The following is an 18,694-nucleotide window of genomic DNA, read 5'->3' on the forward strand; positions in this document are numbered from 1 at the left end:
CGGGTGTACAGGTCATATACACCCGCCAGAATGGTCATTTACTGCCCGGAAACAAGCTCTCTGTACTTATTCAACGCCGCACGAGCATCGATACCACGATCCGCGACGGATTCTATCCACGCCTCATCCATGCCTTTGATCGCGTCATTGAACTGGGCGACAAGAGGATCATCGGCGGTCAGGCGGACGATCGTTTTGCCCGAGTCCTGCGCTTCCTTGTAACCAGCCAAGTCCGCTGCCCCCCAGGCCTGCCCTGCCAGCTGAGACAATTTGGCACCGGATACGCTCATGATCGCGTCCTGATCCTCCTTGCTCAGGCCGTCAAACACATCGGGATTCATGAAGATGGTAAACGCCGTGGTATACATTCCCTTGGGAAACATCGTCACGTGGCTTGTTACTTCGCTCAAGCGCAGGAACTTCTGCTCCTGGATCGGCAGGAATACACCTTCGACGATCCCCTGCTGCATCATCTCGTATACCTTGGTCGCCGGTGCCGCCACCGGCGTCACGTGCAAGCGCTCGGCCAGTTCGTTAACTACCCCGCCGCCGACGCGAATCTTGCGGTCCTTCAGATCGTCCAGGGAGTTGACCGGGAACTGGGTATGCAACTGACCGGGACCATGCACGAACATCCCCAGCACCTTCAGGCCGGCAAACTCATCCGCCGGCTCGAAGTACTCCTTGTAGACCGTCCACAGCGCCACGGAGCCCAGCTCGGCATCGCCGGCTTCACCGGGGATCTCGGCAACACCCGGCAGCTTGAAGCGGCCGGGCAGGTAGCCGTTGACGCTGAAGCTGACGTCGGTCACGCCATCCTCGACCAGATTGAACAGGGTTTTCGGATGGCCCGAGCCCTGCTCGATCTCCACCTTCACCCGCCCTTCGGTCGCCTCTTCGACCCATTTGGCCCAGGTCGGCCAGACGACTTGATTCTGGGGATTGGTCGGCGGCAACCAGGTGGTTACACGCAGTGTCGTTGCCGCCATCGCGGACGTGCACAGCAAGGTACCGGCCAAAGCACAGGCCCACTTCGATGCAGTTTTTATTGTTTTCATATGTCCTCTATTTTCTTATGGCTTGTTCTGTTCGGTTTTTATGTTCGGATTATCTATGTCGGTGTCGCACTACGAGCGAGCAGCCGGATCAAGCCGTAAAGCGTGGAGATATTCGGCACCTCCTGGCCCAGCTTTCCCGCCAGCTCATACACCGTCCCGACCAGGGCTTCATACTCCAGCGCCCGCCCGGCTTCGACATCCTGCAGCATGGAGGTTTTAAACGCGCCCAACTTGCGCGTGGTCGCATTACGCTGCTCCGGCGTCTGATCGACACCACAGCCGATCGCCCTGCCGATCCCGGCGGCCTCCTGCATCACATTGCAGCAAAAGCGGTTGACCAGCGGGTCATCCAGCATGCTGTCGGTGGTCGCCCGGGTCAGCGCGGAGACCGGGTTCATGGTCATATTGCCCCAGAGCTTGTACCAGATATCGCGCTGGATGCCGGCAGACAACTCGACCTCGAAGCCACCTGCCTCAAGCAGTTCGGCAACGGCACGGGTCACCGTGCTGATCTCACCGCAGGGTTCACCGATGATCAGCCGGTTGCCGCTGTTCAATCGCACCATACCCGGCGATTCGATGGCGGCCGACAGGTGCACCACACAACCGAGCACCTGCCGGCTCGGCAGATGGCGCCTGAGATCACCCTGCGGATCGACACACCGGAGCACGGTATCGGACGGTGCATCAGGCAGACCATCGAGGAACCACCAGGGCACACCGTTCATCGCCAGCAGCACCCGGGTGTTGGCATCCATCAACGGCCCGAACTGCTTCAGCACCGCATTCAGTGCCGGTTGCTTGACCGCAACCACGATCAGATCCTGCACGCCGAGCTGATCCGCTCCGGCCACGGCATGCACCGGATGGAAGCCGGTCTTGCCCCCTTCGACGATCCCTACTCCCTGACGCTGCAGCGCCTCAAGCGTATCGCCCCGGGCAACAACCGAAACCGATGCCCCCGTGCGACTGAGCCGTGCGGCGATCAAGCCGCCGATCGCCCCCGCGCCATAGACACATACCCTCATCACCACTGCCGCCTCGTTTCAACGTCTGAACGACGGATCCTGCCGTTCGACGAGCCGCTTCATTGCCGCAAACACGTCTTCCCCGGCGCCAAATTTGGGATCGAAGTTCAACGAGTCTGCGGTACACTTCTTCAATATCGCCTCCGGGATTTCACGCACCGGCCCCATCGCCATCGACGCCACCTGCACCTCGCAGGCCCGCGTGACCAGCCACATCAGCGCCAGCGCCTGGGACAGGTTGGCGCCGATCACTACCGGTCCGTGGTTGCGCAACAGCAGCACCTGTTTATCGCCCGCACTGTCGAGAATCCGCTGCCCCTCATCCATATGCACCGTGATCCCTTCGAACTCGTGGTAAGCAACCTTGTCGTAGAGCTGCGCGGCGTAGAAGTTGCTGTAGGAGAGGCCCTCCTCGAGGCAGCACACCGCCAACGTCGGTGTGCTATGCACGTGCATCACGCAGTGCCCGTTAGGCACCCTGGCATGGATAGCGCTATGGAAAGTAAACCCGGCCGGATTGATCGGCCAGTCTGAGTGGCCGATGATGTTGCCGTCGATGTCGATCTTGACCAGATTGGAGGCGGTAATCTCGCTGTAGTGCAGCCCGAACGGGTTGATCAGGAAATGCCCCGGTTCGCCGGGTACACGCAGGGAGATATGGTTGTAGATCGATTCGTCCCACTTCAGATAGGCGAAAATCCGGTACATCGCCGCCAGATCGACCCGTGCATTCCACTCCGCTTCGCTGAATCTCGACGGACGTTCAAAGTAACGGTCAAAGGTTTCCATCATCTTCCTCGTTTGGTGTCGTTGCAGGTTAGTTAATATATTAACTACATACCGGCACCACAAAAACCAAAATGAATATTGCTCCCTTCAATATATTTCCTATACCCTCAGGGGATGAACACCAAACAGCTGATCTACTTCCTCAAAACCGCTGAACTGTGCAGCATTGCCGCCGCCGCCCGTGAACTCGAGGTGGCGCAGCCGAGCATCAGCCTGCAGTTGGACAATCTGGAGCATGAACTCGGTACCCGCCTGTTCGAGCGCGATTATCGCGGTGTAACGCTGACGGAGAGCGGGCAGCTGTTCCGCACCCATGCCGAGTCCATACTGCGTCAGGTCGAACAGGCCAAGCTGGATATCCGCCAGTCCGAAGAGGAACCCAGCGGCCGCCTGGTTATCGGTATGACGCAACCGATCGGCAATGTGGTCTCGGTACCGCTACTCACACAGGTCGAGCAGCGCTACCCCAAGATCCAGCTCGACCTGTTCGCGGGTCTCTCCTACAGCCTGTCGCAGCAGTTGCTGGCCGGCGAGATCGATCTGGCGATCTCCTCACCGGATGGCAGCGACATGTCGCGCCTGAGGCGAGAGAAGCTGTTCCGCGAGCTGCTCTATCTGGCGATGGGTACGGATCCCAAACCGGCCTCGCAACTGCCGCTGCGATCGCGCAAGCGCCTGCGGTTTGCGGAGCTGGCCGATCATGAGGTGATCGTCACCGGCCGCCAGGATTCCCTCGGCTACCTGCTGCACCAGTACGAGCTGCAGACCGGGGTCAGCATCCGCCACAAACCCGCGTTTGGCCAGTTGATGACCACGCTACGCTACGTTGCCGACGGTTACGGCATGTTGCTCAGCCCCTCCTCCTCGTTCTACCACCTCGAAGAAGCCGGACAGATTCACGCACTGGAGATTACCGATCCGCCGCTCTGGCGTGACGTGTACATCACCACGGCGGCCGAGCGACCGAAAACTGCCTTGATGAGGGCCGTTATCCCACTGATCCACGAGGTGACCCGGCAGGAGTACCTGGCCGGGCATTGGCGTGGACAATTAACAACCGACGAAGCTTAAAGCCGCTGATTGCCCTGGGCCAATGTGCCATGTCAGGCGCTCTTGATTTGATTAATATATTAAGTAAACTATGTTGCACTGTAACCGATCGATACCCGCTGTTACCGCCTGCGTCTTCCGCCCGATTCAACACAACCGCGCCCGGTGCGGCAGCGCTCGTTTAGGGCGCGGATGCGAATAGAGGTGTCTTACACCCGACCACTACGGAACCGACCCATGCAGCTCATACGAACACTTAACGATACGGCCGACCTGACCACCAGACTCTCCGGTGTGCTCATTTTTGCCGCCATGCTGCTGGCACTGGCCGATACCTTTCAACTGATCGAAGCCACCCATCTCGCCACCGTGCTGGCCTGGGGCTTCGTGCTGGTCGAGTTACGCAATCTGACCGGGAAACAGCGGCGACTGATCCTGATGCTCAGCGCTGCCGGCGTGCTGTTTTCCTGCTGGGCCTGGTTCAAGGGTGGTCAGGTCGCCGCCCTGGATATCCTCAGCGAGCATATCAAGCTGGCGATGCTGCTCGCCGCGGTCAACTTCATCCGCCTGGTGTCCCGACTCGAGCCGGCGCCGGATCACAAGGGTGTGCGCAGCTTTCTGACCACCCTAGGCGGCATGCACTTTTTTTCCTCGGTGGCCAACTTCTCATCGGTGCTGATGGTCGGCGAGCAGCTCTACCGCAACGAACGCCTCTCCGCACTGTCACAGGTAATTCTGGCCAGGGGCTTCAGCCTGGCAGTGCTCTGGTCACCCTTCCTGAGCATCCTGCCGATGGTGCTGGACAAGGTGCCGGGCAGCGATATTTACGCGGTGTATCCGTTCACCATTGCGCTGGCGATCGTCGGACTACTGCTGACACTGGTTGAATCCCGCTATCGGCGGCCGGAGGAACTGAATAGTTATGCGGGTTATCCGATCAAACGCTCAACCCTGCTGCTACCGGCGATGCTGATATCCACCGTGTTGCTGACCGCCTGGCTCGCGCCCGACCTACCCACCATCGGCGTGGTCGCGCTACTGGCACTGCTGGTCCCGTTCTCGATCCTGGTGTTGAAGAGCGGCATGACCTCAGCCAGCCGCAGCGCCGCCAAGCATGTGGTGGAGAGACTGCCGGACGCGCGTGTTGAAATCGCCTTGTTTCTGACCGCAGGCCTGCTGGCGGCGGGGGTCAAGGCCTGCATCGCGCTGGGCCTGGTTGACTTGCCATTCCAGGAAACCAATGCCCATATCGCCAGCTTCGTGCTGGTGTCGATCGTACTCTTAGCCTACCTGGGTATTCATCAGTTCGCCCTGGTGGCGATCTTTATGGGCTTTTTTGCCGAAATCACCACCACTCCGACACTGATGGCGATCGCCTACATCCTGGGCACCTCGCTCTCCATGTCCGGTAGTATCTTCAGCGGACTGAACTTCATCCTGCAGGCACGTTTCCGCTGCAGCATCCGTGAGATACTCGCCAACAACAGTCTGTATACGCTGTTGATGCTGACTGCCTCGGTTGCACTGATCTATCTGCTGGCGGCATTCGGCATCCACTGATCCCCGTTAGCGACCGGGTGTGCAGACGCTGTACACCCGGCCCAACGCCTCAGATCGCCTCGCAAGACAGGCGTTTTAGCGCTTTAAAAATCGGCGGAAGAAGGCAAAACAGAAAAGTACAATAACTAACGAGAAACTTACATTTTTTATTTTAGCTTTTACGTCAATACTTCTCCTATCCCACGGGAGTTAATTTGTTCCCTTTCAGCTGACTGGCAGAGCCGGTCCGACAACGATAAGAGAGAATATTGCGATGAAAGCAGCCAACCCGATGTTGGAAAAACTTCAAGCCATTCTGCCCGAGATCCGTGCCAACGCGCGCAAGGCAGAAGAGCTGCGTATGGTGCCTCAGGAAAACATCGACATGCTGCACGGCATCCAGCTGAACCGTGCGTTCCTGCCCAAAGCCTACGGTGGTTTTGAGATCTCCCTGCCCGAATTTACCGACTGTATCGCCGCCTTGGCCGGCGCCTGCTGTTCAACCGCCTGGGCTTACAGCCTGCTCTGCACCCACAACCACCAGATGGCGATGTTCAGTAAGCAGGCACAGGACGAGTTCTGGGGCGACAACCCGGATGCCGTTGCCTCCAGCTCCATCGCACCATTTGGCAAATATGAAGAGACCGAAGGTGGCATCATCTTCACCGGCGACATGAAGTGGAGCTCCGGTGTCGACCACGCCGACTGGATCATCGTCGGTCTGAACCGCCTGGTAAACGACGAGAAGGTTTACAGCTTCGCGGTGATTCCGAAGAGCGAATTCACCATCATCGACGACTGGTTCTCGGTCGCCATGCAGGGCTCCGGCACCAAGACCGCACGTATCGAAGGCGTGTTCGTACCCGAACACCGCATCCAGGCCGCCAAGGATATGATGGAGGGCCGCCATGTAGGCCGTCCGCTCTATCCGGACTCCAAGATCTTCCACACCCCGTATCGCCCCTACTTCGCCTGCGGATTTGCGGCGATGAGCCTGGGCGTGGCTGAGCGCATGATCGAGGTGTATAAGGATCTGACCAAGAACCGCGTCCGCGCCTACACCGGCGCCAAGGTCGAGGGTTCTGTTCCGCCGATGCTGCGTATCGCCGAGTCCTACCAGCAGGTCAGCGCGGCCCGCGCCTACCTGGAGAAAACCTGGCAGGAGCACAAGGAGTACGGTGAGCGTCACGAGTACCCGGACCGCTACACTCTGGCCCACTGGCGTACCAACCAGGCCTATGCGATCAAGATGTGTGTCGAAGCGGTCAACCGTCTGTGGTCCGTGATGGGCGCCTCCAACTGGTATGAGGACCGTGAAGGCCAGCGCTTGTGGCGCGAGTCCAACATGACCGCGGCTCACGCCTACACCGATTACGACGTCTGTGCCCAGATCATCGGTCGCGAACTGCTGGGTCTGGAGCCGGATCCGACCTTGCTCTAAGTCCCCTGTCTGCCGGGGTCACGACGCCCGTCGTGCCCCCTCGGCGACGGGCCTGTCCCATACTTCCGGGGACAGAAGCCGAGTCGTCCCCATGCGAAACTGACCAGCACCAAGCCTATTACAACAGATGTGACGTATCTGCCCGGCCCCGTCACCATCGTACCCAACACTCAGGAGTCGCCATCATGTCTACTCAGGTTACCGAATTCGATGCCAAGGCGTTTCGCCGCGCCCTCGGCAACTTTGCCACCGGCATCACCGTGATCACCGCGACCACGCCGAGCGGCGAAAAGACCGGCGTTACCGCCAACAGCTTCAACTCGGTCTCCCTCGATCCGCCGCTGATCCTGTGGAGCATCGACAAGCGCTCTGGCAGCTGCAAGATCTTCGAGGAAGCGACTCACTTTGCGGTCAATATCCTCGCCGCCGACCAGATCAACGTCTCCAACCACTTTGCCCGTCCGAGCGAGGACAAATTCGCCGGTATCGACTTTACCACCGGACTCGGTGGCGCACCGATCCTGCCGGACTGCTCCGCCGTGTTCCAGTGTGAAAAATACGAGACCGTCGAGGGCGGAGACCACTGGATCCTGATCGGCAAGGTTGTCGGCTTCGACGATATCGGCCGCTCGCCGCTGCTCTACCATCAGGGCACCTACTCGGTGGCACTGCCGCACTCGCGCTTCCCGGAGAAGCAGGGTGAAGACAACAGCACGATCAAGGCGCTGGAAGGCCGCTTGGGCAACAACCTGTACTACCTGATGACCCAGGCGGTGCGCGCCTATCAGAAGGATTACCAACCGCTGCAACTGTCCACCGGCCTGCGCACCAGTGAGGCGCGCATGCTGATGGTGCTGGAACAGGATCGCAAGCTGTCGATCGACGACCTGCTGAAAGAGGTCAACATGCCGCGCAGCGAAATCGAAGCCGCCGCCGAGATCCTGCAGCGCAAGGAGCTGGTCGGCGTAACCGAGGATCGCTACCAGATCACCGCGCGCGGCATCGAACAGGCGGATACGCTGTGGAACATCGCCGCCGAAGAGCAGGAGAAGATGTTCAGCCAGTTCAGCGACGAAGAGCTCGCCGCGTTCCGTAAGGTAGTGACAACCCTGGCCACGCGCTGATTAGCACAAGCCGAACGAGAATAAGAGGTATAGGTAATGGGTAAACTGGCCCTCGTTGCAAAGATCACCCACGTCCCCTCCATGTACCTGTCCGAGCTGGACGGGCCGCGGAAAGGGTTCCGTCAGGCAGCCATCGATGGCCATATCGAGATCGGCAAGCGCTGCCGCGAGCTCGGCGTTGATACCATCGTTGTGTTCGATACCCACTGGCTGGTCAACGCCGGGTACCACATCAACTGCGCGCCGCACTGGGCCGGCAACTACACCAGCAACGAGCTGCCCCACTTCATCTCCAACATGGCGTTCGAGTACGACGGCAACCCGGAGCTGGGCCGCATACTGGCAGCCGAGTGCAACGCACAGGGTGTGGACACCCTGGCCCATGACGCCACCACGCTGGACCCGGAGTACGGCACCCTGGTACCCATGCGCTATATGAACGAAGACCGCCACTTCAAGGTGATCTCGGTGTCGGCCATGTGCACCGTGCACTACCTCAACGATTCCGCCCGCCTGGGCTGGGCCATGCGCGAGGCGATCGAGAAGCACTACGACGGCACCGTAGCGTTCTTCGCCAGCGGCTCCCTGTCCCACCGCTTCGCCCAGAACGGCCTGGCACCGGAGTTCGCCACCAGGGTCTGGAGCCCGTTCTTGGAAACTCTGGACCATGAAGTCGTGGAGATGTGGAAGCGCGGCGACTGGAAAACCTTCTGCGAGATGCTGCCGGAGTACGCGGTCAAGGGCCACGGTGAGGGCTTCATGCACGACACCGCGATGATGCTCGGCGCCCTGGGCTGGTCCGACTACGAGGGCCAGGCGGAGGTGCTGACCCCCTACTTCGGCAGCTCCGGCACCGGCCAGATCAACTGCGTGTTCCCGGTCACGCCGCAGGACGGCAGCGCCGTACCCGGCCCCCAGGCCTCGGTCGAAGCAGGCTTCGCGCCGGGCGCCAGCCGAATCTAATCCCCTGGCTGGATCGCCTTGCATCCAGCCGCCTTCGTTGTGTGTTGTTTGGCTCCTTTGACGGCCCGCTCTGCGGGCCGTTTTTTTACGTCTATCAGCACAGTATGATGGTGCCCAGAGTAAAAAACAGAATTGGGTTAGGACGGGTGACATGAATCTAGCTGAGCCGGGACAGGCGACGATCAGGATCAAGAATCTACGCTTGCGCACCTTCATCGGCATCAACGATGAGGAAAAACAGAAGCAACAGGACGTGATCATCAATGTATTGATGCGCTATCGCGTCGACCCCGCCATAGAGCACAACGATATCGACCACGCCCTGAACTACCGCACCATCAACAAGGCGATCATCAACCACGTCGAGAACGGCCACTTCCTGCTGCTGGAGAAGATGGTCAGCGAGGTGCTCGAGATCGTCATGCGCGATCCCAAGGTGTGTCACGCCCAGGTCGAGATCGACAAGCCGCATGCATTGCGCTTTGCCGACTCGGTGTCCATCACCCTGTGCGACCAGCGCGACTGACACGGAGCCCTCTGGTGTTGGTCGAAACCGAGATCAAACTGCGTATTCCCCCGCAGATGGCCGAGCGGATCACCGCCCATCCGCTGGTCAATGCACGTCTGAATGGCGACTGGACTCGCATCGAACTGTTCAACCAGTATTACGACACCGAAGATCTGGCGCTGGATCGAGCCGCGCTGGCACTGCGCCTGCGTCGCGACGGTGACCAGGTGATCCAGACCCTGAAGGGGCGCGGCGAAAGCATCGCCGGTCTGTCGGTGCGCAACGAATGGGACTGGTATCTGCAGCAGGAAACACTGTCACTGCACCTGCTGCAGACACCCGAGCTGCCAGAGGTCCTGCGACACATCGATCTCGACCGGCTGCAGCCGCTGTTCAGAACCGACTTCACCCGCACCAAGGCGGCCCTGTGCTGGCAATACCAGAGCGAAGAGGTAGAGATAGAGCTGGCGTTGGATCGCGGTGAGGTGGTTGCGGGCAACACGCGCGCACCGTTAGTGGAGCTGGAGCTGGAGCTGCGTCGCGGCCCCCAGCAGGCACTGCTCGATTTCGCCCTGGGGCTGGCGGAAAACCTGCCGCTGCAGCCCTGGGACAGCGCCAAGGCTGAGCGCGGCTACCGGTTGATCGACCCGAGTCGGATACCGAGCCTGCCGCCACTGCGCGGCTGGTCCCTGAGCCAACCGGCCGGGCAGCTGATGCTGGCACTCGCCGAACGTCTGGCAGCCCGCGCGGTGTGCTCAAGCGAGAGGCTCTACCTGGACGACAGCTCGTCGACTCAGGGTCTGCTGCAGACACTGGCACAACTGTCGGCGCTGATCGGGCTGCAGTCCAACCTCGGGTTGTTCTCGAGCAAACAGAAAACCGTTGTAGAAAATCTCAGGCACGAGCTGGAGTCCCTTCAACCAGAGGATGTCAGCGCATTTCGTACGGTGCTGGAGGCCGATCCCAACTGGGGCTGGATGATACTGAGCCTGGCCCGGCTTCAACTGCAGCCAGTAGCGCAGAGCGTTGATGGCCGCACCTGGCTGGCAGCCACCCAACCACGCAATCAGGCGCAATCCGCACTGATAGAGACGATTAGCGAGGGCGCCGATGACTGATACAAACACTGCACCCTGGGTGCTGATCACCGGCGGCGCTCAGCGTCTGGGGCTGCACTGTGCCCAACGCCTGGTCGAGGATGGCCACCGGGTGATCGTCACCTGCCGTTCGCTCAGAGCGGAGTGGAATGACACCCCGCTGGAGGGGATAGAGGTGGTGTTGGCGGACTTCTCCACAGCGGCCGGCGTCCAGGCACTGATCGATCAGCTCAACGCACGCCAGATCAGGCTACGCGCACTTATCCACAACGCCTCGGTGTGGATGGCCGACGATGACAGCGGCGACGCGTTTCAGCAGATGTTCGCCGTGCATATGCAGGCGCCCTATATGCTCAACCAGGCGGCGCGTGCCTGGTTCGAACCGGGCCAGCCGGCGGATATCATCCATATGACCGACTACGTGGCACAGCGCGGCGCGCGCCATATGGCCTATGCTGCGACCAAGTCGGGGCTGGAGAACCTGACCCTCTCCTTCGCCAGCCAACTGGCACCGCAGATCAAGGTCAACAGCATCGCGCCATCGCTGATCATGTTCAACGAGGGTGACGATGAGGCCTACCGCGCCAAGGCGCTGGCCAAATCCGCACTGGCGATAGAGCCAGGACCGGAGGTGGTATACCAGGCGGTGCGCTACCTGCTAGACAACCCCTATGTGACCGGCACCTGCCTGGAGCTGAACGGCGGGCGCAACCTGCGCTGACGCCCGTCCATCCCAAGGTTCAGGCTACCTCTACGTAACCCATCAACCCGGTCTTCATATGGTCGACCACGTGACAGTGGTACATCCAGCGCCCCGGGTTATCGGCCACAAATGCAACCCGCATGCGCTCGTTCTTGCCCAGCAACGCGGTGTCGCTCTGGTAGGGCTGGATCTCCCGCTTGTCGGAATCAAGGATGGTGAAGGTGTGTCCGTGCAGGTGGATCGGGTGGTGGTACTGGGTGGCATTGTCCAGGCTGAAGATATAGGTTTTGCCCCGCTCCAGACGCGCCAGCGGCTCCGGAATATGCCCCTCGCTCATCCCCTGCCAGGCCACCCGGTTGATGGTCCAGAACACCGGGTGCATCTCGCCGTTTTTGTTGACCGGGTTGATCGACGCATCCCACTCGAAGGCGAAATTCAGCGTCTCGGCGTTATCCAGATCCGGCTGTGGAATCGGGTTCATCGGCAGCCGCGGCAAGCTGCTCGCCTGGCGCTTACCCGCTACGCTGCGCACCTGCATCAGCGGTTTATCCCGGTGCATAAAGCGGATCGTCTCGCCCTCTTCCGGCGCCAGAAGCCCCAGATCCAGGCGCATGCCGGGCCCGACCAGATGACCGGACAGCGGGCGTGGTTCGGCCAGCGCGTTGCCATCGATCGCCAGGATCTGCACGGCTGGATCCGAACAGGTCAGCTCGTAGGTCAGGGTGTTATCCACATTGGCAAAGCGCAGCCGCACGGCACCACCGGCTGGCACATCGTAGGTCGGATACTGGCGGCCGTTGATTGTCATCAACCGCCCGGGCGTGCCCATACGGGCCGCTTCGCGGGGCTTGGACAGCGCGGTAAAGGCGCCGTCATCCTTGACGTGCCAGTTCTTCATCGCCAGCGCGAGATCCACATCGAACCCCGGATCCTCCACCTCGTCGACTATCAATACGCCGACCAGCCCCCTGCCCAGCTGCTCGATACTGTTCATGTGCGGGTGGTACCAGAAGGTGCCGGCGTCCGGCGGCGTGAATTCGTAAACAAAGAGCTCTCCAGGTTGAATCGGTTTCTGACAGAGAAATGGCACGCCATCCATGTCGTTGCGGATACGCAGCCCATGCCAGTGGATGGTGGTGGGCTCCTGTAGGCGATTGGTCACGCCGATACGCACGCTTTGGTGCTGGCGAGCGCGGATCACCGGCGCCGGAAAACCGCCGTTAAAGCACCAGGCCGGCGTGGTGGTGCCCTCGATCAGACTGATATCGTTCGGCTCCACGAGCAGGTGGTAGTCCAGGTCCGGCGTCTGGCTGTCAGCCAGTACCAGGCGCGGAAGCTGACCGGCGGCAGCCAGTGTCAGCCCGGTTTGCAGGAAACGTCGTCGAGTCAGGATAGTCATTCGGTACCAGGTTAAGGCAGCTGTTCATTTGCTATCGATAATAATTATTATTTGTATCTTTACAATGGTTAAGGCTTGATCTCAGGCATGGAACCTCGCGGTTAACCGAACAGGTCCATCTTCAATACGTCTGCATGCTTCCACCGATCAATAGACAAAGCGACCATGCAGGGGTATCTGCCAAGAACGGCGAGGAAACTTCAAAACGTGTTAAGCGCTGGCCGCGTGCCGCGATCTGTGTGATGCTGCCCCTCCAGCCGTACCGCAAGCAGTTACAGGTCCGAGAGATGATCGACATTCAAAACGTCCGTGTTTTTCAGCAGCAAACCCAGGTCTTCGATGGCTTTACGCTCAGGATCGAAGCGGGCGAGCGGGTCGCCATACTCGGCCCCAACGGCGCCGGAAAAAGCACCCTGCTCAAGCTGATCAGCCGTGAACTCTACCCGGTGGAGCGTGAGGGCAGCCACGTCAAACTCTACGGTAACGAACGGGTCAATCTGTGGCAGCTGCGCAGCCGCATCGGCTTCGTCTCCCACGACCTGCAGGAGGATTACACCCCCTACACCACCGCGCTGGATGTGATCGTCTCCGGCTTCTTCGGGTCTGTGGGTAGCCACGACCACCTGCAGCCAAGTGCGGAGCAGGTGGAAAAGGCCAGGGCGTTAATGGCACGCCTGGATATGACCAACTACAGCGGCACCATGTTCCAGCGTCTCTCCACCGGGCAGAAACGGCGCCTGCTGCTCGCCCGTGCCCTGGTCCACGAGCCCGAAGCGCTGATTCTGGATGAACCCTCCAACGGCCTGGATATGGGCGCCAGCCTGAAGATGCTGACCCTGCTGCGCGGTTTTTGCGGCCAGGGCCGCTCGATGCTGATTGCCACCCACCATGTGGACGAGATCATTCCCGAGATCGAGCGGGTGGTGTTGATCAAGGAGGGACGAGTGGTCGCGGACGGCCCGAAGGCGGAGATCCTGACCACCGAGCATCTGTGCTCGCTGTACCAGACCGAGCTGAGCCTCAGCACTCAGGACGGCTGGTACCGCTGCTGGCACGGATAGAGCTTTTGCAGATTTCAGCTGGTCAGAGCGGGTCTGTGTGAGAGCCGGAAAGGTAAAACGCGGCGCCCTGATGGATATCTATTTCCGAGTCGGCGCTGCACAGCCGGAATTGTTTGTACCGCTCTCTTCCCACTCCTCTGGGTCGATAGCGCCAGCGTTGTCACAGTCGTTCCACGCGGTTACCACGTAGCAGACCTCTGCGCTGGGCTTCAGCCCGGTGTCGGTATAGTGAGCGAGTAGACTGGTATCGATGAACTGGGTTTTACCGGCCAGATAATAGTAAACACCCTGGCCGTCCGCCGGCGCCGGCTCGAACAGCGTCGTGTCGGTGCCGTTGATCTCATCCCGCAGGCAGCTGACATAGTCACGCAAAGTGCCCTGGTAGTACAGCGAGACCTGGACAAGGGCCGCGTTCTGCACAATGTTCAGCTCCACCTCGTCGTAACCGCCGCTGCACTCATAGTGCCGTATAGAACCAAACTCAACAATTAAACAAAAACGAACGATTCGTTCACCTATGGAAACAAAAAACGGGAGCCGAGGCTCCCGTAACACACTTCTCAGACCCGCCTCTCCCAATCTAAATTTTGAACGCTCCGACCACCGAACCGAGCTCACTGGCTTGTGACTGCAACTGAATGAACTCTTCGCGCATCTCCCGTACCTCCGATGAAGCCCGATCCGATACGTTGCTGATCGAACTCATATGCTGATTGATGTCGTTGGCCACGGCCGACTGCTGTTCAGTGGCAGCCGCCACCTGCTCGGCCATGAGCCGAATATTGGCGATCGATTCGACCACCTGGGACAGCGCGGCTCCCGCAGTATCCGCTTGCTTCACCGCCACCTGTGACTCCTCATAACCCTGCTTGATCGCCACATTGGCAGCAGACGCATTCGCCTGCAGCTTTTCAATGATCTGCTGAATATTGGCGGTCGAATCGTTCGTTTGCTGGGCCAGACTGCGCACCTCATCGGCGACGACGGCGAATCCGCGCCCCGCTTCCCCTGCCCTGGCCGCTTCGATGGCGGCATTCAGTGCCAACAGGTTGGTCTGTTCGGAAATCTGCCGGATCACCTCGAGCACTGCTCCTATCGCCTGGCTATCCTCGTTCAAGCGACCGACAACCTCTGTCACTCCGGCTATATGCTCGGCCAGGGTGCGCATCCTGGCAATCACATTATCCACCTCCCGGCGCCCCGACTGGGCGACGCCATCCACATGGGTAGCGGACTCAGAGGTAGAGGATACGTTGTGCGCGACCTCCTCCAGGCTTTTCGCCATCTCATGAACCGCCGCCACGACGGTATCGATCTCGCGTTTCTGTTCATAGACTTCGCTGGCCATTACCTCGGCTCTCGCTGCGGTCTGTTCCGTAGCGCTGGATACCTGGCGGCTTGCGGTGGAGGTTTTGTGCACCAGCTGCTGAATCAACTGAACGAAGGCGTTGAAGTTTTCCGCCAAGTGCCCGATCTCATCCCGCCGCGCCATCTGGATTCTGGCGGTGAGGTCGCCGTCACCATTGGCGATCTCATTCATTCGATGAGAGATGAAATTAAGCGGGGCGATTATGCGCGCCAGTAACAAGGTTCCAACGGCCAACATCAACGCCGCGAGAATCAGACCACCGACCAGCATCATGTTACGGGCGCCAGCGGCGACCTCTGCCGAAGAGTTGTCTACCTGAACCCGAATCGCCTGCGCCGTTTCCGACAACAGGTCCAGCTGTTGCAGTACACCGCCCATCGCCTGCGCCAGCACACCCTCGAGATCAATCAGTGCCGCCCGGTCGATCAACTGACGGCTCTTGGTTTCATACAGTGCTTGTTCATCGCCCACCAGAGTCGCCAGCGTCAGTTGGTACTGATCGGTCAAGGCTACCGCCTTCTGCTGCAGATCCTCGTCCTCATGCAACAGCGCACCCAGGCGCTCCAGATTACTCGACAGGGATTCGCTCAGCGGTATCAAGCGCTCCGCTTTCAATGCTTCCAGTTCAGTGGGGTCGTTCACCAGCATGATCTGACGCGAGAGTGCCGTCAGCTTGACCATGTCCAAACGTACCAGCTCACTGACGGTCAAGGCTTTTGGCAGATTACCGAACACGATCTCGCGGAAACCGGTGCGCAGGCTGTCCAGCCCCTCGCTACCAGCATCCCGCAACCCTCTGACTTCGCGTTCGAACTGGCGGCTGCGACGGGTCACCAGGAAGCCGAGATCCTTGGCCAGGGCTTCAATCTGTTCGACGCTGGCTCCTGTCTGCATATCGATCTCGCCAATCAGCTCCGGCATACGCCGCTCCAGCTGAAGAATCGCCAGCGACTGCTCATAGAGCAAACCGCCGAGACGGCGAAACCCTTCGAACCTCTCGGCCAGTGTATCCAGGTCACCACTCAGTGCCGCCTTCCGGGCACTGGCCAGATCAAGTTGGCTGATGATCTCCTTGTCGGCGGCCAGCGCCTGTTCGAACAGGGAGACGTCGGCCTCACTGCCGATCTTTTGCAATTGCTCCGCTGAGGACGCCGACAGTATTCGGCTGTTGTGCGCCAGCACACTGCCCACGGACTGGCTGATATTGCGCCCCTGAGTTTCGAATAGCGCACTCAAACTGAGTTCCCGTTGGTTACTGCTCAGTGTGCCGATCGCCTTCAACGCGATAGCACCAAACAGCACCAACGACAGAATGTTGATGATCAGGCCCGCGATCAGGGACTGCTTTATCGTTATATTCAACTTCATCGCCAACACGCACTCCTTTCCATAACGCGCCTCCCCGTGGAGCAGCGCCTCATCTGGTTATAGCCCCAGACTGGTGCACCATCCAGTTCGGGAGGCGAACCACATCGGTGCATAATCTTCTAACATTAAACGATAGGGCAGTAAAATTTATCGAATAAATAGAAAAATTGAGGACATCACAACATAACTCAAGCGATAAGCAGGCACAATTCGGACCAGTTTGCACATCAACAGTCAAAATAGAGGAAGAGGGCCGGGAGGTGGGCCTGTGATCGCCTGGAAGTAAATGGAGGCCGCTCGGCATCAGTCAAAACGGAACTGGCTGGGCCAGTCTCGATGGTTGAACACCTGACCTTCACGACGCACCTTCGCCAGGGTGTCAAGGTCCAGCTCGGCCACGACCCAGCCCGCCACATCGGTACTGCCCTGCGCCAATACGCCATTATCGGGATAGCCGTAATCCACCGGAGTATAGATCGCCGCCCGTCCGGTATTGATATCCACCGCCTCGGACCAGTCAGCGCGGCCGATGGTGGGTGACTGGGCTACGAAGCACTGATTCTCCAGGGCACGTGCGCGACAGCCGATACGTACTCGGTTATAACCGGCCTCAGTGTCGGTACAACTGGGTACCAGAATCAGCTCGGCACCCTGCTCCACCTGGGCGCGGGCGATGATCGGGAATTCGCTGTCATAACAGATACTGACCCCCACCTTACCGAACTCGGTGTCCAGCACCCGAATCTCGTTACCGGCGCTGATCAGCCACTGCTCCGACTCGAAACGGGTCATCTGCAACTTGTCCTGGTAATCGCGCGAGCCATCCGGGCGAAACAGCCAGGCGCGATTCAGGTAACGGCCATCGTCCTGGCGCACCGGAAAGGTGCCAGCCAGGATATGCAGTTGATGGCGGCGTGCCTGTTCGCTGAACAGTTCGATGAATGGCTCATGCAGGCTTTGCAGCGCCTCCAGCTGGTCCGACAGTGAGCGGTACACCTCGGGCTCAAACAGCGATGCCAGCTCCATGCTGAAATACTCGGGAAAGAGCAGGAAATTGGCACCGGCCCCCAGCGCGGCATCAACCATCTCCTGGATCTTGGCACGGTAGTTATCCCAATTGCCGATAAACTCGATCGGGTACTGGGCCGCAGCCAGGGTCAGGGTTCTGCTCATAAAAGCGCCTTCATAAACTCTTCAGATAAAACTGCATGGGTTTGTCGCTTGCCTCAGCCTGGTCGATATCTTTCCAGTTGAAACGGGTGACCAGGTCCGGACGCGGGGAGTAGCCGAAATGGCGCCATACAGGATCGAGCGACTGGTAATCCGCCGGGCGTAACGGATGATCCTCGGGACGCTGTACCGCACAGAAGACGCAGCTGCGCATACCCAGTCCTGACGCGTGGCTCTCGCGTTCACGGAAGAAGCTGCTGTAGACACCGCTGCCGCGGTATTCTGGCAGCAGAACCGACTCGGCACAGTAGAAGATCGCGGCGGTATCGATTCCAGCCTGCTCGAACGGGCGACGGAACTCGGCGGTTTCGGCGCTCAGCGCAAGTCCGGTGGATGCGCCGACCACCCGATCGCCATCGAGCGCAAGCACGCAGACAGCGGTATCGGTCTCGACGTAGGTGCGCAGATAGTTCGCCTCGTATTCGAGAGTACCGTCATATAGATAGGGGAAATCGCGAAACACCCGGATGCGCAGACCGGCCACATGCTCGAGCCAGGGCTCGAGCTCGGCGCCGCGCAGGGTCAGTATGCTGATCTCGTTCATGCGCGAAGTTTAGCCAACCTGCGCAATCCAGTCATTGAGGTTGTAGTAGTTGCTGATGCGGGCGATCTGCCCGTTACGCACCTCAAAAAAAGCCCCCGCTGGCAGGCGGTAGGTCTGCCCTTTGGCTGGCGGCAACCCCTCATCGTCGGCGATATATTCGCCGTGCACGACGAACTCGGCGGCGGCCCGGCTACCGTCGGCACTGCTCATGATGACGATCTCCGCCAACTGCTCACGATAGCAACGGTTCATCTTGTCCATGAACCTGGCAAAGGCCTCAACGCCTACTTGACGCTCGCCCTGGTTGATATCATGCACCACATCCTTGGCCAGCAGGCTCAGGAAGCTCTCCATATCGCCCTGGTTGAAGGTGCGGTAATACTCGAAAATCAGCGCTTCGGTAGCGGCTCTGCTCATGGTCGA

At 59.7% G+C, this 18,694-nt stretch carries 18 protein-coding genes; 9 read left to right on the plus strand and 9 right to left on the minus strand.

The features are described 5' to 3' along the window. Window positions 1-38: 38 nt before the first annotated feature. The 3 genes from IEX40_RS18035 to IEX40_RS18045 are packed head-to-tail and all read right to left on the minus strand — an operon-like array spanning window position 39 to window position 2,878. Window positions 39-1,058, minus strand: a complete 1,020-nt coding sequence (locus IEX40_RS18035; protein ID WP_188750845.1) for a TRAP transporter substrate-binding protein — start codon at window positions 1,056-1,058, stop codon at window positions 39-41. 53 nt (window positions 1,059-1,111) lie between these two features. Further along, window positions 1,112-2,086 carry a 2-dehydropantoate 2-reductase gene (locus tag IEX40_RS18040; RefSeq protein WP_188751380.1) on the minus strand — a complete coding sequence of 325 codons (975 nt, stop codon included), beginning with the start codon at window positions 2,084-2,086 and terminating at the stop codon, window positions 1,112-1,114. 18 nt (window positions 2,087-2,104) lie between these two features. After that, entirely contained in the window at window positions 2,105-2,878 is a 774-nt protein-coding gene (locus IEX40_RS18045) for a class II aldolase/adducin family protein (RefSeq protein WP_229680828.1), read from the minus strand. 111 nt (window positions 2,879-2,989) lie between these two features. Between IEX40_RS18045 and IEX40_RS18050 the strand changes: the two genes are divergently transcribed. The 8 genes from IEX40_RS18050 to folM all read left to right on the plus strand — a co-directional run bounded on the left by IEX40_RS18050 (window position 2,990) and on the right by folM (window position 11,318). Further along, a complete protein-coding gene (locus IEX40_RS18050; RefSeq protein WP_188750847.1) occupies window positions 2,990-3,946 on the plus strand; it encodes a LysR family transcriptional regulator in 957 nt (318 codons plus the stop codon). Between the two features lie 216 nt (window positions 3,947-4,162). After that, window positions 4,163-5,485, plus strand: coding sequence for a hypothetical protein (locus IEX40_RS18055; protein WP_188750849.1), 1,323 nt, complete (start codon window positions 4,163-4,165; stop codon window positions 5,483-5,485). A 253-nt stretch (window positions 5,486-5,738) separates the two neighbouring features. Beyond that, window positions 5,739-6,905: a p-hydroxyphenylacetate 3-hydroxylase oxygenase component gene (locus IEX40_RS18060; protein WP_188750851.1), complete on the plus strand. Its 1,167-nt coding sequence runs from the start codon at window positions 5,739-5,741 to the stop codon at window positions 6,903-6,905. 185 nt (window positions 6,906-7,090) lie between these two features. After that, the gene (locus tag IEX40_RS18065) at window positions 7,091-8,029 is read left to right on the plus strand and encodes a p-hydroxyphenylacetate 3-hydroxylase reductase component (protein WP_188750853.1); all 939 of its coding nucleotides are present in this window, start codon (window positions 7,091-7,093) and stop codon (window positions 8,027-8,029) included. Window positions 8,030-8,065: 36 nt separating this feature from the next. After that, window positions 8,066-8,992, plus strand: coding sequence for a 3,4-dihydroxyphenylacetate 2,3-dioxygenase (gene hpaD, locus IEX40_RS18070; RefSeq protein WP_188750855.1), 927 nt, complete (start codon window positions 8,066-8,068; stop codon window positions 8,990-8,992). A 151-nt stretch (window positions 8,993-9,143) separates the two neighbouring features. Continuing rightward, complete coding sequence (folX, locus tag IEX40_RS18075) at window positions 9,144-9,518, plus strand: dihydroneopterin triphosphate 2'-epimerase (protein ID WP_188750858.1); 375 nt, start codon at window positions 9,144-9,146, stop codon at window positions 9,516-9,518. Window positions 9,519-9,532: 14 nt separating this feature from the next. After that, window positions 9,533-10,618, plus strand: a complete 1,086-nt coding sequence (locus tag IEX40_RS18080) for a CYTH domain-containing protein (protein WP_188750859.1) — start codon at window positions 9,533-9,535, stop codon at window positions 10,616-10,618. Then, complete coding sequence (gene folM / locus IEX40_RS18085; protein WP_188750861.1) at window positions 10,611-11,318, plus strand: dihydromonapterin reductase; 708 nt, start codon at window positions 10,611-10,613, stop codon at window positions 11,316-11,318. Before IEX40_RS18080 ends, folM begins: the two co-directional genes overlap by 8 nt. 19 nt (window positions 11,319-11,337) lie before the next feature. Here folM and IEX40_RS18090 read toward each other — a convergent pair whose 3' ends face one another. Beyond that, window positions 11,338-12,699 (minus strand): multicopper oxidase family protein, encoded by a 1,362-nt coding sequence (locus IEX40_RS18090; protein WP_188750863.1) that lies wholly within the window; start codon window positions 12,697-12,699, stop codon window positions 11,338-11,340. Between the two features lie 287 nt (window positions 12,700-12,986). Here IEX40_RS18090 and IEX40_RS18095 point away from each other — a divergent pair, with 287 nt between their 5' ends. Next, the gene (locus tag IEX40_RS18095) at window positions 12,987-13,760 is read left to right on the plus strand and encodes an ABC transporter ATP-binding protein (protein WP_188750866.1); all 774 of its coding nucleotides are present in this window, start codon (window positions 12,987-12,989) and stop codon (window positions 13,758-13,760) included. Window positions 13,761-13,838: 78 nt separating this feature from the next. Here IEX40_RS18095 and IEX40_RS18100 read toward each other — a convergent pair whose 3' ends face one another. The 5 genes from IEX40_RS18100 to IEX40_RS18120 form a co-directional block, all read right to left on the minus strand. Further along, on the minus strand, window positions 13,839-14,195 hold the full coding sequence (locus IEX40_RS18100) for a hypothetical protein (RefSeq protein WP_188750867.1): 357 nt from the start codon (window positions 14,193-14,195) through the stop codon (window positions 13,839-13,841). A gap of 145 nt (window positions 14,196-14,340) precedes the next feature. Beyond that, window positions 14,341-16,497, minus strand: a complete 2,157-nt coding sequence (locus IEX40_RS18105; protein WP_188750869.1) for a methyl-accepting chemotaxis protein — start codon at window positions 16,495-16,497, stop codon at window positions 14,341-14,343. A gap of 303 nt (window positions 16,498-16,800) precedes the next feature. Beyond that, window positions 16,801-17,670: a carbon-nitrogen hydrolase family protein gene (locus IEX40_RS18110; RefSeq protein WP_188750871.1), complete on the minus strand. Its 870-nt coding sequence runs from the start codon at window positions 17,668-17,670 to the stop codon at window positions 16,801-16,803. A 10-nt stretch (window positions 17,671-17,680) separates the two neighbouring features. After that, a complete protein-coding gene (locus tag IEX40_RS18115; protein ID WP_188750872.1) occupies window positions 17,681-18,271 on the minus strand; it encodes a GNAT family N-acetyltransferase in 591 nt (196 codons plus the stop codon). Window positions 18,272-18,280: 9 nt separating this feature from the next. After that, window positions 18,281-18,688: a ketosteroid isomerase-related protein gene (locus IEX40_RS18120; protein WP_188750874.1), complete on the minus strand. Its 408-nt coding sequence runs from the start codon at window positions 18,686-18,688 to the stop codon at window positions 18,281-18,283. Window positions 18,689-18,694 lie beyond the last annotated feature (6 nt).

Origin of the sequence: Marinobacterium zhoushanense, assembly GCF_014641945.1 — a bacterium.
In the GTDB taxonomy this organism is placed as follows: Bacteria; Pseudomonadota; Gammaproteobacteria; order Pseudomonadales; family Balneatricaceae; genus Marinobacterium_D; species Marinobacterium_D zhoushanense.